This is a genomic window from Pseudonocardia sp. ICBG601, from assembly GCF_020496245.1.
Genome location: NZ_JAHLJA010000033.1, coordinates 104,079 through 119,107, shown reverse-complemented (window position 1 = coordinate 119,107; position 15,029 = coordinate 104,079). Strand labels below are relative to the sequence as shown.

16 protein-coding genes and 1 pseudogene are annotated in these 15,029 nt (G+C 69.1%); 6 read left to right on the top strand and 11 right to left on the bottom strand.

From position 1 onward, the window contains the following. Position 1 precedes the first annotated feature (1 nt). Positions 2–766, bottom strand: a complete 765-nt coding sequence (locus KPL57_RS12700; protein ID WP_226351144.1) for a transposase family protein — start codon at positions 764–766, stop codon at positions 2–4. Between the two features lie 170 nt (positions 767–936). On the opposite strand from KPL57_RS12700, the pseudogene KPL57_RS12695 reads away from it, so the two are divergent. Beyond that, positions 937–1,167 (top strand): annotated as a pseudogene (locus tag KPL57_RS12695) (FAD-dependent oxidoreductase); the annotation flags it as partial. Positions 1,168–1,182: 15 nt separating this feature from the next. Here KPL57_RS12695 and KPL57_RS12690 read toward each other — a convergent pair. Together KPL57_RS12690 and KPL57_RS12685 are read right to left on the bottom strand one after the other, a co-directional pair. Next, on the bottom strand, positions 1,183–1,833 hold the full coding sequence (locus KPL57_RS12690) for a transposase (protein ID WP_226351147.1): 651 nt from the start codon (positions 1,831–1,833) through the stop codon (positions 1,183–1,185). Between the two features lie 19 nt (positions 1,834–1,852). Beyond that, positions 1,853–2,308, bottom strand: coding sequence for a transposase family protein (locus tag KPL57_RS12685; protein WP_226351767.1), 456 nt, complete (start codon positions 2,306–2,308; stop codon positions 1,853–1,855). Between the two features lie 127 nt (positions 2,309–2,435). Here KPL57_RS12685 and KPL57_RS12680 point away from each other — a divergent pair, with 127 nt between their 5' ends. Beyond that, positions 2,436–3,200 (top strand): transposase family protein, encoded by a 765-nt coding sequence (locus KPL57_RS12680; RefSeq protein WP_226350834.1) that lies wholly within the window; start codon positions 2,436–2,438, stop codon positions 3,198–3,200. A 17-nt stretch (positions 3,201–3,217) separates the two neighbouring features. On the opposite strand, the gene KPL57_RS12675 is transcribed toward KPL57_RS12680, so the two are convergent. Next, entirely contained in the window at positions 3,218–3,523 is a 306-nt protein-coding gene (locus tag KPL57_RS12675) for a transposase family protein (RefSeq protein WP_226351748.1), read from the bottom strand. Positions 3,524–3,981: 458 nt separating this feature from the next. On the opposite strand from KPL57_RS12675, the gene KPL57_RS12670 reads away from it, so the two are divergent. From KPL57_RS12670 to KPL57_RS12660, 3 genes are all read left to right on the top strand, one after another. Then, positions 3,982–4,908, top strand: a complete 927-nt coding sequence (locus tag KPL57_RS12670; RefSeq protein WP_226351747.1) for an FAD-dependent monooxygenase — start codon at positions 3,982–3,984, stop codon at positions 4,906–4,908. A 315-nt stretch (positions 4,909–5,223) separates the two neighbouring features. Next, on the top strand, positions 5,224–5,892 hold the full coding sequence (locus tag KPL57_RS12665; protein WP_226351746.1) for a hypothetical protein: 669 nt from the start codon (positions 5,224–5,226) through the stop codon (positions 5,890–5,892). A gap of 219 nt (positions 5,893–6,111) precedes the next feature. Then, positions 6,112–6,597, top strand: coding sequence for a hypothetical protein (locus tag KPL57_RS12660; protein ID WP_226351745.1), 486 nt, complete (start codon positions 6,112–6,114; stop codon positions 6,595–6,597). Here the strand turns inward: KPL57_RS12660 and KPL57_RS12655 are convergent. Continuing rightward, a complete protein-coding gene (locus KPL57_RS12655) occupies positions 6,542–7,930 on the bottom strand; it encodes a lipopolysaccharide biosynthesis protein (protein ID WP_226351744.1) in 1,389 nt (462 codons plus the stop codon). The two genes, KPL57_RS12660 and KPL57_RS12655, sit on opposite strands and share 56 nt — an antisense overlap. A 42-nt stretch (positions 7,931–7,972) precedes the next feature. Next, on the bottom strand, positions 7,973–8,446 hold the full coding sequence (locus tag KPL57_RS12650; RefSeq protein WP_226351743.1) for a hypothetical protein: 474 nt from the start codon (positions 8,444–8,446) through the stop codon (positions 7,973–7,975). 126 nt (positions 8,447–8,572) lie between these two features. On the opposite strand from KPL57_RS12650, the gene KPL57_RS12645 reads away from it, so the two are divergent. Continuing rightward, positions 8,573–8,953 carry a DUF6506 family protein gene (locus KPL57_RS12645; protein WP_226351742.1) on the top strand — a complete coding sequence of 127 codons (381 nt, stop codon included), beginning with the start codon at positions 8,573–8,575 and terminating at the stop codon, positions 8,951–8,953. A gap of 190 nt (positions 8,954–9,143) precedes the next feature. Here the strand turns inward: KPL57_RS12645 and KPL57_RS12640 are convergent, their stop codons facing one another. The 5 genes from KPL57_RS12640 to KPL57_RS12620 are packed head-to-tail and all read right to left on the bottom strand — an operon-like array spanning position 9,144 to position 15,027. Next, complete coding sequence (locus KPL57_RS12640) at positions 9,144–10,349, bottom strand: TetR/AcrR family transcriptional regulator (protein ID WP_226351741.1); 1,206 nt, start codon at positions 10,347–10,349, stop codon at positions 9,144–9,146. A 54-nt stretch (positions 10,350–10,403) separates the two neighbouring features. Beyond that, a complete protein-coding gene (locus KPL57_RS12635; RefSeq protein WP_226351740.1) occupies positions 10,404–11,264 on the bottom strand; it encodes an SMP-30/gluconolactonase/LRE family protein in 861 nt (286 codons plus the stop codon). Positions 11,265–11,268: 4 nt separating this feature from the next. After that, positions 11,269–12,861 carry an AMP-binding protein gene (locus KPL57_RS12630; protein ID WP_226351739.1) on the bottom strand — a complete coding sequence of 531 codons (1,593 nt, stop codon included), beginning with the start codon at positions 12,859–12,861 and terminating at the stop codon, positions 11,269–11,271. Next, positions 12,858–13,895, bottom strand: a complete 1,038-nt coding sequence (locus KPL57_RS69625; protein WP_226351738.1) for an acyl-CoA dehydrogenase family protein — start codon at positions 13,893–13,895, stop codon at positions 12,858–12,860. Before KPL57_RS69625 ends, KPL57_RS12630 begins: the two co-directional genes overlap by 4 nt. Beyond that, positions 13,888–15,027 carry an acyl-CoA dehydrogenase family protein gene (locus tag KPL57_RS12620; protein ID WP_226351737.1) on the bottom strand — a complete coding sequence of 380 codons (1,140 nt, stop codon included), beginning with the start codon at positions 15,025–15,027 and terminating at the stop codon, positions 13,888–13,890. Before KPL57_RS12620 ends, KPL57_RS69625 begins: the two co-directional genes overlap by 8 nt. Positions 15,028–15,029 lie beyond the last annotated feature (2 nt).

Here is a 15,029-nt window from a genome sequence, read left to right as displayed (position 1 = left end):
GTCAGGTAAGTGCGTAGAAGATGAGTCCGATGACTGCCGAGATCGTCGTTTTAAATGTGGCGTAGGGTCGACGGTAGTCTGTGTGGAGAACTTTCCACGACTTGATATGGGCGATGACTCGCTCGATGGTGGCGCGTGTGCGGTTGAGGCTCTTGTTGAATGTTTTCTGCCAGTCGAGAAGTTCCCGGCCGGGTTGTTTTTTGAACGGGGTGAGCATGCCGCGCCCGATGTAGCCTTTATCGCCGATCGGTGGGTATGTGGCGAGGTGGTCGAGGGCGCCGGATTGGTCGAGGCAATGTAGGTCGTGTCGGGAGCCTGGGGTCGGGTCGGAGATCCACGACAGCTGCCCTTCCAGGGTGGCTGCGACCTGGACGACGACGCCGGTGGTGCGATGCTTGCCCGACCACAGACCTGGTATGGCGGTCCATGACCAGCAGGGCAGTAGGGTTCCGTCGATGATGTACTGCCGATCGGCACGAAGCTCCTCCGCAGTCGGAACGACACTCCGCAGTGCCTGTGCCAGCAACGGTGTCACCCCCGCGATCGCTCGACTGACCGTCGACTGCGACACCCCGTAGGTTTCCGCCAACTCCCACTGCACACGATTCCCGCGCAGATACGCCAACGTGATCACCACCGACCAGAACAATCCCAGAATCGGCGGCCAAGGCCGTCGCAGGCCAGTCGCGTTCCGCTGATCCTGCTCATGCACCAGAGCGGCAAGATCCTGAATCTCATCACGCCGAAAGCCAGTGGTATAGTACATACTGCGACAACCCGTTCATCTTGGATTGATTCGGCAAATTAATCTTCGCGATGGACGGGCTGTCGCCCAACCCGACACGCCGGGCTAGATCGTTATTTCACGGGCCCTGAATAAGCCTCCATGAACGCACTGATAGGCGCTGGCGCGGAGGTATAGGTGGGAGCGGCTTCGTGAACGAGAGAACCGCGATCATCGTTGGAGCGGGGATCGGTGGACTGGCAGCCGCGGTGGGGCTACGCGCAGCTGGCTGGGATGTCACGGTATTCGAACAGGCTCCGGAGATCCGTGCCACCGGCGCCGGTATATCGCTGTGGTCGAATGGCCTCAGGGCTCTGGATCTGCTCGGCGCTGGAGAGTCCATCCGCGCGCACGGCACTGTGCAGGGCAACGGCGGAATTCGAACCAGCGCTGGAGGCTTATTCATAAGCCGCAAAGAAGTAGAGGCCTACGATTGCCGCAACTGTGCTTTCGTATTTGCTGATGGGGTAGCGGTATCGGCCACCTTCTTCGCTGAGCATGCGCCATGTTTTGAGGTGCGCGATGGCGTGTTCGACGGCTGCGCGGATTCTGCCGAGGGCGGTGTTGAACTCGACTTGGCTGGGGTCGAGGTCGATACCGGGGGATCGCTTGTGCGGGACCGTGTTGATGCCCTCGACGCCGATGTAGCCGAGGTCGGCGACGGACGGGAGATCGCGCAGACGCTCCGCCAGCCCGGATGCGGCGTAGGCATGTGCGTCGTGGCGGGCGCCGTGAATCGGGACTTCGCCGACCGCGACGAGGACTCCGTCGAGGGTGGCGGCGATCTGCAGGTTCATGCCCGAGTAGCCGGCCTTGACCGAGAACAGGTCGGACACTGCGTTCCAGTCCCACGTCGGGCACACGGTGCCATCGACCAGCACTGTTCCGCCTCCGAGGACCTCCCGCGGGTCGGGCACGACGTCGGCGAGGACCTCGCCGATCACCGGGCGCAGCAGGTCCCAGCGGCGACTGACCGTGGACTGGCTGACCCCGAAGATCGCGCCCGCGAAGTCCTGGGTCACGTTCTTGCGCATCAGCGTCACCACCATGAGGCTTATTCAGGCTCCGTCAGGTAAGTGCGTAGAAGATGAGTCCGATGACTGCCGAGATCGTCGTTTTAAATGTGGCGTAGGGTCGGCGGTAGTCTGTGTGGAGAACTTTCCACGACTTGATATGGGCGATGACTCGCTCGATGGTGGCGCGTGTGCGGTTGAGGCTCTTGTTGAATGTTTTCTGCCAGTCGAGAAGTTCCCGGCCGGGTTGTTTTTTGAACGGGGTGAGCATGCCGCGCCCGATGTAGCCTTTATCGCCGATCGGTGGGTATGTGGCGAGGTGGTCGAGGGCGCCGGATTGGTCGAGGCAATGTAGGTCGTGTCGGGAGCCTGGGGTCGGGTCGGAGATCCACGACAGCTGCCCTTCCAGGGTGGCTGCGACCTGGACGACGACGCCGGTGGTGCGATGCTTGCCCGACCACAGACCTGGTACGGCGGTCCATGACCAGCAGGGCAGCAGGGTTCCGTCGATGATGTACTGAGGCTTATTCAGGGCCCGTGAAATAACGATCTAGCCCGGCGTGTCGGGTTGGGCGACAGCCCGTCCATCGCGAAGATTGGTTTGTCGAATCAATCCGAGATGAATGGGCTGTCGCAGTATGTACTATACCACTGGCTTTCGGCGTGATGAGATTCAGGATCTTGCCGCTCTGGTGCATGAGCAGGATCAGCGGAACGCGACTGGCCTGCGACGGCCTTGGCCGCCGATTCTGGGATTGTTCTGGTCGGTGGTGATCACGTTGGCGTATCTGCGCGGGAATCGTGTGCAGTGGGAGTTGGCGGAAACCTACGGGGTGTCGCAGTCGACGGTCAGTCGAGCGATCGCGGGGGTGACACCGTTGCTGGCGCAGGCGCTGCGGAGTGTAGTTCCGACTGCGGAGGAGCTTCGTGCCGATCGGCAGTACATCATCGACGGAACCCTGCTGCCCTGCTGGTCATGGACCGCCGTACCAGGTCTGTGGTCGGGCAAGCATCGCACCACCGGCGTCGTCGTCCAGGTCGCAGCCACCCTGGAAGGGCAGCTGTCGTGGATCTCCGACCCGACCCCAGGCTCCCGACACGACCTACATTGCCTCGACCAATCCGGCGCCCTCGACCACCTCGCCACATACCCACCGATCGGCGATAAAGGCTACATCGGGCGCGGCATGCTCACCCCGTTCAAAAAACAACCCGGCCGGGAACTTCTCGACTGGCAGAAAACATTCAACAAGAGCCTCAACCGCACACGCGCCACCATCGAGCGAGTCATCGCCCATATCAAGTCGTGGAAAGTTCTCCACACAGACTACCGCCGACCCTACGCCACATTTAAAACGACGATCTCGGCAGTCATCGGACTCATCTTCTACGCACTTACCTGACGGAGCCTGAATAAGCCTCACTGCCGATCGGCACGAAGCTCCTCCGCAGTCGGAACTACACTCCGCAGCGCCTGCGCCAGCAACGGTGTCACCCCCGCGATCGCTCGACTGACCGTCGACTGCGACACCCCGTAGGTTTCCGCCAACTCCCACTGCACACGATTCCCGCGCAGATACGCCAACGTGATCACCACCGACCAGAACAATCCCAGAATCGGCGGCCAAGGCCGTCGCAGGCCAGTCGCGTTCCGCTGATCCTGCTCATGCACCAGAGCGGCAAGATCCTGAATCTCATCACGCCGAAAGCCAGTGGTATAGTACATACTGCGACAGCCCATTCATCTCGGATTGATTCGACAAACCAATCTTCGCGATGGACGGGCTGTCGCCCAACCCGACACGCCGGGCTAGATCGTTATTTCACGGGCCCTGAATAAGCCTCCATGGCCACTGACCGGAACAAGCCCAACGCAACAGGCCTACCTGCAGAAACGAACTTGCCGCCGCATCGGGCGTGTACTCTCACCACCAGATCGGTGAGTTGTCTATCGTCCAACCCTGTCATAGCTTTGAATCGCAACAGCTCTTCGCCGATCCTCGTTCGATGCCTGGGAACACCGAACAAACCGGCAAGGGCTGTTGCACTTCAAGCGCGACACACCGCCGTGCCGGTATCGAGACAAAATCGCCGGTGACGGCTTCCGCAGATCAACAGAATTACTCCCTTGTGAATAAGCCCCCTGGTCACTGGCTTTCGCGATCGTCGGGACGGCGATTGCGGGTGGAGAACGATCTCAGCGTGCTCGTCCTCCACCGCGCCGAGTTGCACGAGTGCCTACTTGCGGCCGTGCCACCTGACCTTGTTCGGACGGGTGCCACGGTCGTCGATGTCGCACAGGGCAAGTCGTCTGCAACCGTCTCGTACCGCACCGATCACGAGAACGAGGGGGTTCTCACGGCGGCGCTGGTCGTGGGCGACGACGGCATTCGGAGTCGTGTTCGTGGCTCCGTCCTTCCAGAGGCCGGGGCCCCGCGGTACGCGGGGTTCACCACCTGGCGGGGTGTCACCGACGAGCCCTACCCGCTGGACCAACAATCCGAGTCCTGGGGTCGAGGCGCCGTCTTCGGACTCACACAGCTCCCTGACGAGCGTGTCTACTGGTTTGCCACGGCAAATGCGCCGCCTGGAACACATCACACCGACGAGCGCGACGAGGTGCTGCGCCGGTTCGGTTCGTGGCACGCTCCCGTCGGTGACGTCGTCCGCAGCACCCCTTCTGAGTCGGTCCTGAAGCACGACATCTACTCGCATCCCCGTCCCTTGTCCCCCTTCGCGGTGGGGCGAGTCGCGCTCCTCGGTGACGCGGCCCCCGCAGTCACCCCCAATCTCGGCCAGGGTGCATGCCTCGCCCTCGAAGACGCTGTCATCCTCGCCGCCGAGTTGGCAAAGGGCGAACCGGTGGAGAGGGCCCTCGCCGGCTACGACGCCGATCGGCGACCTCGTGCCGAACAGATATCCAAGATGTCCGAACGGATGAGCCGCCTCGCTCAGGTCGACAACCCGGCCATCACGGCCATGCGTGGTGTGTTGATGGCGATGATTCCGTCCAAGGTGGCGGCTATCAGTTTGGCCCGGACAGTTGCGTGGCCGTCGGAGTCGGTCAAACCTGCCGGATGTGGTGCAGGGAGAGAAGGTGAAACGCCGTAGTCGGTCGCCGCGGCATTCCGCGGATTCGAGGAGCCGATATGTCAGAGAGGTCGCCGACATCATTCGCCGACGTGCATCGATCTGCTGTCGGTCCTCAGCGGATCGACGCACCTCCGGCAGGGCTCGCCGGGTCACCGCAACGGCAGACTTCCCGCAAGCGCGAGGTCGCGCAAAGCTCCGGCCACTCGGGCCCTCGGTGCGTCATCGCGACGGGAGCGCCTGGGGTGGAGTGGCACGCCTCGCTCGATGCTCCGTCGAACGGCCGCGAACCGGATGAATGGCTCGAACGTCGCCCAACGGGTGATAATCGCGTCGATGCCCATCAGGGTTGACCTGATCGGTCTTCGCCAGCGGCCCGGAGGGGGCGATGTGGGAACGCAGAACGGCGACGGGGTGACGCGTTCACGTCCCGCTTCCGGCAACCTCGGTGGTCGGCGAGGCGACGTGCGGGCGATCGTCCTCTTCGCAGGTCTCGCTGCCGTGCCGCTGCTGGCAGGCGGGGTCATTGCGGGAGTCCTGGCTGCCCGGTACGAGGAGGGTGCGAGCCGTAGCTGGTGGTGGTGGACGCTGCTGATCGGGACACCGGTGCTCTGTCTTGGTGTGCTGGGAGTCGGGACGGTTGCGGCGATCCGATGGCAACGGCGTCGGCAGGGGAGCTCCTGGCCCACCTCGGCCTTGAGCGAGCTGCCGTCGCGGCGCGAGCGTTCAGCTCTGCTGAGGTCGCTGCGTCGCGGCGACCCGATCCCGGTCGAGCAACGTGACCTGGCCCTGCGGGTTGCGCGGGAGCAGTCCCGCCAGGGCTGGTTGCTCTGGTTCTACCCGCTCCTCATCGGGATCTGGGTGCTCGGTGCCGTTGATCAGGAGGGCTGGGACCGGCTACTCCAGATCGGGCTGTCGACCGCGGGGGTCGCGTTGTACGGCTACATGATGTGGTACTTCAGCCGGATGCGCGCCCGGGTGCGTGAGCTGGAGGCCGACACATGATCACCACGCTCTGTGCCGAGTCTGGTCGCTCCGACGGCGCCGTCGTCATGGAGGCAGACAGTGGCTGAGCCTGGCGAGGAAGAAGGATCCCGCCGGCCACGACCGACGGCGCCCCGAGGAGCAGACGACCTCGGTCACGTGGGGTTGGATCATGAGCAGCTGCACATACCGAGCCGTCTCCGGGTGGTGTGGACCCGAGCGTTCTGCGTACTGACCGTCGTGTTCGTTCTCGTGGCGGCGGGCTTGGGCCTCGGTGAGGATGAGGGCAGAGAACTCTGGCTCTATGGCGTCAGCGCGGTGGCGCTCGTGAGTCAGGTTCCGCTCGTCGTATCGGCATGGAGCCGGGCTGTACAGCCCTATCCACACGACCGATCCATGCTGATTCTGTCCCGCACGCTCACCGCCACGCAGCGCAAACTCGTGGATCGAGCGTTGCGTCAGGGGCGAGCTGGCGACATTGCCCCTGCTCACTTCCCCTATGCGCGCGCCAGGACCGCGCATGGCGGGCGCGAAGTCGCCTCGACCCCCGGAATGACCTTCATCTTCTGGGCCGGTTCGCTCAACGCGGCCCGCGACGACATCGGGTCGTGGTGGTTCTGGTTGTTCTTCGGTGGTGCTGTTGCTGCCACAGCTGCGGCGTACCGAATCGTCATTGTGCAGCGGCGCCGGGAGGGGGTCGTCTCCCGGTTGTCCTCGGTCCAGTGACCGGCTGCGTAGACGCGGCGCGCCGCGGCGACCCCGCGGGGCCGTGAGCCTGCGCGCGTCTCCGCGCTCGCCGGTCGGCGACGGTCAGGACGGCGGCGAAGACGGCCTGGACGGCGACGTAGCCGAGCACGAACGGCAGCATGACCAACGCGGGATGTGTCGTCGTCGGGTCGGGCAACGGGGTGAGCGCGGCGATCGCGACGACCAGACCGCAGTTGAGCAGTGACAGGCGGGCGTAGCCGACGCCGTCGCCGTCGGCCTGGCGGCGGGCCAGCTCGAACACCACGACGAGCCGGAACAGCACACCGACCATGAGCGCGGCGATGATCGGAGCGCCGACGGTGTAGCCGGGTCCCAGGACCCGCAGCACCGGCCAGCCCAGGGCCGCACCCAGGACGAGGAGCGGAATGAACAGCACCAGCATGCGGCGTCGCGTGTGGCGGGCGAGCTCGGCGGCGCGGTGGGGTTCGCGCGCGGTCTGCACGGCGAGGGAGTTGGTGAAGAACACCGCGGCGGTGTCGACGACGACGGTGGCCTGCCAGGCGATGAAGAAGACCGCGCCGATGGTGTTGCCCATCCGGAAGTTCGCCAGCAGCGGGATCTGGTTGTAGAGCAGCACCGCCCCGAGCTGGGCGACCGCGGTCGGAGCGAGGAACCCCGCCATGGTGGCCCGGCTGGGGAGAGTGCCGGGTCCGCCCGTGGCGGCGAACCGGCGGACCAGGAACCACAGCACGATCGTGCCGGCCCCGATCCACACCACGACCGGGATCACCCACGACAACACCATGCCCTGCGACGCCAGGCCCGCCCCGAGCGCGGCGAGCAGGCCGATCCGGGCGACGGCGAAGGTCCCGCTGCGCCACACCGCCAGCCAGGGCCGGCCGACCGCGACCATGACGAAGTCATGCACCACGAACACGCCCCACCCGGCGCAGCCGAGCACCAGCAGCAACAAGCCGAACCCGAAGGGACCCTCGCCGGCGGCGACCGACGCCACTCGTGGGACGAGCAGCCCGTAGACCAGACCGGCCAGACCGGACAACGGCATGATCAGCAACAGGCTGCCGAACACCAGCCGTACGGACCTCCGACCCGCCCCCGGCAGCCACCTCATGATGCCGATGCCGAGGTTGAGCTGGGCCGCGCCGCCGATCAGCTGCATGGCCGAGACGAACTCCGTCGCCCGCCCGACCTCCTCCTGCGGCATCACCCATGCCGCGATCAGGAACCCCAGCAGACCGGCGACGGAGTTGAACACCGAGGTCAACGTCAGGGCCAGCGAGTCGCTCGACCCATCCTCCCGCGGACGACCCGACGGCTCGGAACGAGGCACTGCGGCGACGCTACGGGAGCCCCGGTGCGAGTGGCCGACCGGTCACACGTGCAGCTCCGAGCACTCGCCCCGGGCGATCTGCGCGCGGAACACGGCGTCGAACGGGCTGCTCGGCTCGTCGTCGAGCGAATCGACGAACACCACCACTATCCGCCCGTCCTGACCTGCCGCGATGCGCCCGAGCATCGCTCGCCACGCGGCGAGGTTCGGGTGTCGGTACATGCGCGCGGCCTCGGCCGGGGCCAGGAGATCCACCGCGCTCTGCAGAGCGGCGGGCGTCAGGTCGTAGGTTCCCGTGCCCGTCCGTCGGCCGGTGACGAGCCCGAGGACCAGCGCGGGGAGGCGGTGCAGCCAGCCGACGTTGACCACCGGGAACGACCACCCGGTGCCGTCGTCCGTCGGGACGAACGCGACCCCGTAGGCGGCCGTCGGGGTCCAGCCGGGCATCCGGGCGGTGAACCGGTCCACCGCCGCCTGGATCAGCTCCGGTGTGGGCCACTGTTCGTCGAGACTCATGCCGCACAACTACCGGACTGCTACGGCCGCTCGGGAGCGGTTCTCCGGCGAGCGCGGACCCCGTGTCAGCGGGGGATTCCGACCAGGTCTTGACCTGAAGCCGGGTTCAGCCCCGAAGCTCACCGCATGAGCACCTCGACGGCCTGTTGGGCCTACCTGTTCGAGCACCCCGGCGCCGATCCCGCGCGTGACCGCCTCGTCCTCGACTCCGGGGGGCAGCGCTCGCTGATCGTCGCCGTCGCCTCGACGGCGGACGCCCCCGCCGTCGCCGCCGGCCTCGTCCGCGACGAACAGGTCACGCTGATCGAGCTGTGCGGCGGCTTCGGCAGCGGTGACGTGGCCGCGGTCGCCGCCGCCGTCGGCGAGCGCGCAGCCGTCGGGCACGTCGTGTTCGGCGTGGACCAGATCCCGGCTGCCGCGGCCTACGCGACGGCGGCCACCGCGGCGCTGTCGGCCGCCGCCTCCACACCCGCCGCGGCGTCCACACCGGCACCCGGTCGCCGATAGCGCCGCCCGGTCCACGGCGTGCGTTCACCTCGCGCGCAGCCGGCCCGTCGGCGAGATGCGCACGGCGGGGCCGGCCGCGGGGGAGGGGCACGATCGCCGCGGGCCCTGTCGCGGCTCCGGCGAGGTCGGTGTGCCAGGGGACCTCGACCACCCGACGGTGATCAGCGACCGGACGGGTGAGGAGACACGCCTAGGCCTGGTGCTCCGCGGGAGGGGGAAGGCCGAGCGCGGCGAGGGCGGCGCCCGTCAGCTCGCCCGCCACTACCGGGTAGCGCCGGAGGTGGGGGATCCGTGCGCAGTCGTCGACGATCGTCCTCGCGGTCCTGACCAGCGTCGCGGCGTCGGCGTCGGGCAGGTCGGGGCGGGCCGCCGAGAGCCATCGCTGCCACTCCGCCACCTCGTCGGCCTGGATGCGGTCGATGCGCTCGCGGGCGGCGTCGGGGAGGTAGAGCCGTTCGGTCAGCCGGACGGCGAGCAGGTCGGTCGCCTCGAGCGCGCCGCGCACGTAGCCCGCGACGAGCAGGCCGAGGACCGCTTCGTCCGGGCCGGGGGTGCGCAGTGCGCGCGTCGTCTCCAGCGCGAGCCACTCGTGCAGCCGGGTGACGGCGGCCACCAGGATGTCGGCCTTGGTGTCGAAGTACCGGTAGAGGGCGGGCCCGACGACGCCGACCCGGCCGCCGATGTCGTCGATGCTCACCCCGGCGAAGCCCTTCGCGCGGAACTCCTGCGCAGCCGCCCCGACGAGCTGCTCACGGCGGGAGGACGGCGCCCGGTCGGAGGTCCCCACCGAGCCGTCCGCGACGGCGGCCGCGGGGGCGGCGATCACCCGCCTGCTCGCCTCGGCCAGCTGGTGGGCGAGCCGGGCGCGGGGGAGCGGGGTGTCGTAGAAGCCCGCTCCGGAGATGATGCTGACGATGACCCAGCTGCGGAGGTCGGTCACCTCGGGGGACAGGTCGCCGCGGGAGGGGGAGAGGAGGAGCTCGTCGAGCTTCCTGCCGATCCACCGGGTCCTGTCGCGGACCAGCTGGAAGTCCTGGGCGTCGAGGTGGCGGGCCTCGCGCTGCCACAGCAGGGAGAGCCGGCGGCTGTCCAGCGCGGCTTCGGTGAGCGCGCCGAGCGTGGTGTCGAGGTCGCGCTCACCGGGCGGCAGCGCGGCCAGCGTCGTGATCGTGTCGACGACGTGCTGCTGGTCCTCGAGCACGACGTGCGAGAGCAGGGCCCGCTTGTTGGCGTAGTGGCGGTAGAGGGCCCGCGCGGTGATCCCGCTGGCCTCGGCGATGTCGTCCATCCGGACGGCGTGGAACCCGCGGAGGCCGAAGAGCTCCCCTGCGTTGCGGGCGATCTCGGCCCGCCGGTTGCGGGGCCGGGACCGCGGTGGCGCGCTCGCCGCGTCCATGCCGTGGTCTCCTCTCGCCGTCCCGATCCTAGCGAGAGAGACCACGGCCCGATCTCAGGTGGGCGTGCCCCGCCGCCCCACCGACGCGGTGGCGACGGCACCCGTCGACCGCCCCCGGACGAACTCCTCGACCGTGGTGGCGTTACAGCTCATGTACAGCGTGGCGAGGTCCTCGCCGCCGAACGCGCACGCGACCGCCTGCGCTCCGGTCACGGGGACCTTGTCGGTCAGCTCACCGCCCTCGACCACCCGGTAGAAGCCGGCGTCGTCCCCGGTGGTGAGCGCATTGCCGAACCACACCCCTCCGTCGGTGTCGAGGGCGATGCCGTCCGGCATGAACGTCTCGGGCAGCTGTGCCCAGACGTGCGGGTCCGACAGGGTCCCGTCGGGCGCGCGGTGGTAGGCGGTGATCCGGTGCAGGAAGGTCTCCGCGAGCAGGAGGCGCCCGTCGGACGTGAGCGCCATGCCGTTGGGGAACAGCACGTCGCCCTCGACACGCCGGACGGTGCCGTGGGGATCGACGTGCGCCAACGCCGTCGGCCGCGGGTCCTCGGTTCCGACGGCGAACCCGAAGTTGCCGGCGTAGGCGTGCCCGTCGGACGTCACGAGCATGTCGTTCCCGGGGCCACCGGCGATGTCGCTGAAGTCGGCGTAGGTGCTCAGCGCGCCGTCCGTCCCGATCCGCTGGATCGTCGCGTCGGTCTGGGAGACCACCAGGGGGGTGCCGTCCGGCAGGAACCCCAGGCCCGACGGTGCGCCCGGAACCCGGGCGACCGTGGCGGCGTCCCCGTCGGGGGCGAAGGTCAGCACCGTGCCGGCGAAGAAGTCGCTGGCCCAGAGCGCGCCGTCGTGCCAGCGCAGGCCTTCGAGGAACTGGTGTCCGGTGGAGAACCCGGTCGGGGTGTGGAGCTTCATCGCGTCACTTCCGTGTCGATTCGAGGGTCGTGTGCTCGCGCGCCAGCTCGCGGAGCCGGTACTTCTGGATCTTGCCGCTGGGGTTGCGGGGCAGGTCGTCGACCAGGAGCAGGCGCTCGGGGAGCTTCTGGCGGGCCATCCGCCGCGCGGTCAGCCACTCGACGAGCGCCGGCAGGGTCACCTCGCGACCGGTCTGCGCGACGACGACGGCGCAGACCCGTTCCCCGAGCACCGGGTCGGGGGAGGAGACGACGGCGACGTCGGCGACCGCGGGGTGTTCGAAGAGGTGGTCCTCGATCTCCTTGGCGCTGATGTTCTCCCCGCCGCGGATGATGATGTCCTTCTGCCGTCCGGTGATCTCGACGTAGCCGTCGTCGTCGATGTGGGCGAGGTCGCCGGTACGCAGCCAGCCGTCGTCGGTGAAGGCCGCGGCGTTGAGCGAGGCGTCGAGGTAGCCGAGGAACAGCTCGGGCCCGCGCACCTGCAGCTCACCGTCCGCGGCGAGCCGTACCTCGGTGGGGCCGATCGGCCTGCCGTCGGTCCGGGCCCGCTTGTCCACGGGGTCGTCGCTGTTGCAGGCCGTGGCAGTCGGGTACTCGGTGGACCCGTAGCCCCGGCTGACGGTGCAGCCCAGCGCCGTGGTCGCGGCCCGGACCAGCTCCGGCGGCACGTCGGCGCCGCCGCACGCGAAGACACGCAGCGAGCTCACGTCGCGTTCGGCCAGCGAGGGGTGGTGGACGAGCCCGTGCAGGAACGGCGTGGCCGCGACCGTGAACGTGCACCGGTGCTCCTCGATGAGCTCCAGACCCCGACCGGGTTCCCACACGTCGAGCAGGACGACCGCACTGCCCAGCATGAACGGCAGCTGCAGTCCGTAGAGGACACCGATGATGTGGCCGACCGGCGAGGGCATGAAGACGACGTCGGTCGCGGAGAGCCCGAAGAAGTCGATGATGCTGCGGTTCTCGTGGTCGAGGGTGTCGTGGCTGTGCAACGCGCCCTTGGGCGCCGAGGTCGTACCGGAGGTGTAGAGCAGCAGGGCGATGTCGTCCGGGGCCCGGGGCGTCCGGACGCCGTCCGCCCGGCCCTCGCCGAGGAGAGCGTCGAAGCTCAGCGTGCCGTCCCCGCCGTCGACCACGACGACGGTCTCCAGCTCGGGGACCTCGTCGCGGATCTCGTCGAGCATGGCCGGGTAGTCGAAGTCGCGGAACAGCTGCGGGACCACGGCGACCTTCGAGCCGGCCTGGCGCAGGATGAACGCCGTCTCGCGGTGTCGGTAGATCGGGATGATCGGGTTGCTGACCGCGCCGAGCCGGATCGCCCCGAGGTGCACGACGACCGCCTCGGCCCGGTTGGGGAGCAGCCAGGACACGACGTCGCCGGGGCCGACCCCGCGCCCGTGCAGCGCCGAGGCGAACCGGTTCACCGCCTCGTCGAGGGCGCGGTAGGTCCAGCGCCGCCCCCGGTCGACGACGGCGGTCGCCTCGGGGCTGCGCGCCGCGGCCGTGGCCAGGTGGCCGTCGACGAGGTTCCCCGCCCAGTGACCGGCCTCGACGTTGCGCCGGGCCTGCTCGTCGTCGAGCCTGGTCGCTCTCATGACTGCCTCTCGGGGTCCAGGAGCGCCGCGCCGACGTGGTGCCGCAGCTCGGTCTCGTCGCCGTACCAGCCGCGCAGCGCCAGGGTGCGCCGGTAGTACCAGCTGACGTCGGTCTCGGTGGTGAAGCCCATGCCGCCGTGCAGCTGGATCGCGTCCTCGCAGACCCGGACGGCGGCGTCCGCCGCGTGTGCCTTGGCCGTCGAGGCGATCAGGTCCAGCTCCGGAGGCGACGCCCCGCCGGCGTCGGCGAGGGCGGCCAGGCAGAGGTTGTGCAGGCCGGTCGACCGCGCGGACATGTCGGCGACGAGGTGCTTGACGGCCTGGAAGCCGCCGATCGGCCGGCCGAACTGCTCGCGCTGCCCGACGTGGGCCACGGTGCGGTCCAGTGCGCCGCGGGCGAGACCGCCGAGCTCGCAGGCGAGCAGCAACCGGGCCCACGACCGGATCCGGTCCCCGAGCCCGTCGTCGGTGACCAGGGTGTGGGCCACCGCGCCGTCGAAGGAGACGGACGCGAACGCGACCCCCGGATCGGCGCTGACCAGGGGCTCGACGCGCACCCCGGGAGCGTCCGGGTCGACCAGGCAGACCGTCGTACCGGCGACGACGACGAGCACCCCCGCCTGCGCGGCGAACCGGACGGCGGCGACGGACCCGACGACCTCCCGCCCGGTGACCGCGACCGACCCGAGGTCGCCCGGGACCGACGCCCCGGGGTCGACGAGCGCGGGCGGTGTCCCGTCGGCGGCCGGGACGATCTGTTCGACCAGCGCCGGCAGCAGACTGTTCTCCAGCAGCGGCCCGGGAAGCAGGTGCCGTCCGTACTCCAGGAACACATGGCCGAGAGCGGCCAGTGGGGCGCCGATTCCGCCCCGGTCCTGCGGCACGGCCAGGGAGTACCAGCCCAGTCCGGCGAGCTCGGATGCCAGGCCCGCGTCCCAGCCCCCGCCGTCCAGGAGCGCACGCCGCCGTTCACCGGTGTGGGACCGGGTGAGGTAGTCGTCCACGGCGGACGCGAAGTCGTCGTGATCAGCCACGGGGCAGCCCCAGGAGTCGTTCGGCCACGATGGTGCGCTGGATCTGGGCGGAGCCGCCGTAGATGGACGCGGCCCGCGAGTAGAGGTGCTCACGGGCCCAGCGGTCGGACCGCAGGCCGCCGGGCCGGGCGCCGGGCACCGCGCGCAGTGCGCCCAGCAGCCCCGCGATCTCGGCGAACACGGTCTGCTCGACGTCGTTGAGCACGAGCTTGTCGACGGAGTCCAGCGGTGTCGGGCCGGCGTCGGCGACGAGCCGGGCGGTGGTCTGCCGGGTCTGCGCGTCGAGGACCCGCATGGCGACCTGTGCCCGCCCGACGGCGGCCCGGGCCCGGGCCCCGGCGACACCGTGCGCGCGGAGCTCGCCGACGGCGTCCTCCAGCGCGACCTCGAGCTCCACCCGGCGGCGCAGGGTGGCCGCCCCGCGCTCGCTGCCCAGCGTGTGGGTGGCGATCGTCCAGCCGTCGTTCTCGTCCCCGAGCAGGTTCCGCCGCGGTACCCGGACCTCGTCCAGGAAGACCTCGCAGAACTCCCGGTCGCCGGTCATCTGCCGGATGGGCCGGGCGGTGATGCCGGGGCTCGTCATGTCGACGAGCAGGTAGCTGATGCCCGCCTGCTTGCGCACGGTCGGGTCGGTACGGACCAGCAGCGCACACCACTGCGCCTTGTGCGCCCAGCTGGTCCAGATCTTCTGGCCGCTGACCACGTAGTCGTCGCCGTCGGCGATCGCGCGGGTGCGCAGGGAGGCGAGGTCGGACCCGGCGTCGGGCTCGGAGAAGCCCTGGCACCAGATGTCCTCGCCGGACAGCATGCGGGGCAGCAGCTCGCGACGCTGCCGGTCGGTGCCGTAGCGGTCGATGGACGGCCCGACGACCTCCAGACCGATCAGGCCGACGGGCTGGGGGGCACGGGCCCGCACGAGCTCCTCGACGAACACCAGCTGGTGGGCGTGGGTGAGCCCGCCACCGCCCGCCTCCCGCGACCAGGCGAGGCCCAGCCAGCCGGCGTCGGACAGGGTCTTCTGCCAGCGACGCAGCACCGCGAACCGGGCGTCGGGGTCCGACGGGACCTCGGGGGCCCCGGTCGCGGCGAGCCAGGCCCGGGCCCGGGCCCGGAAGTCCTCCAGGGATTCCATGG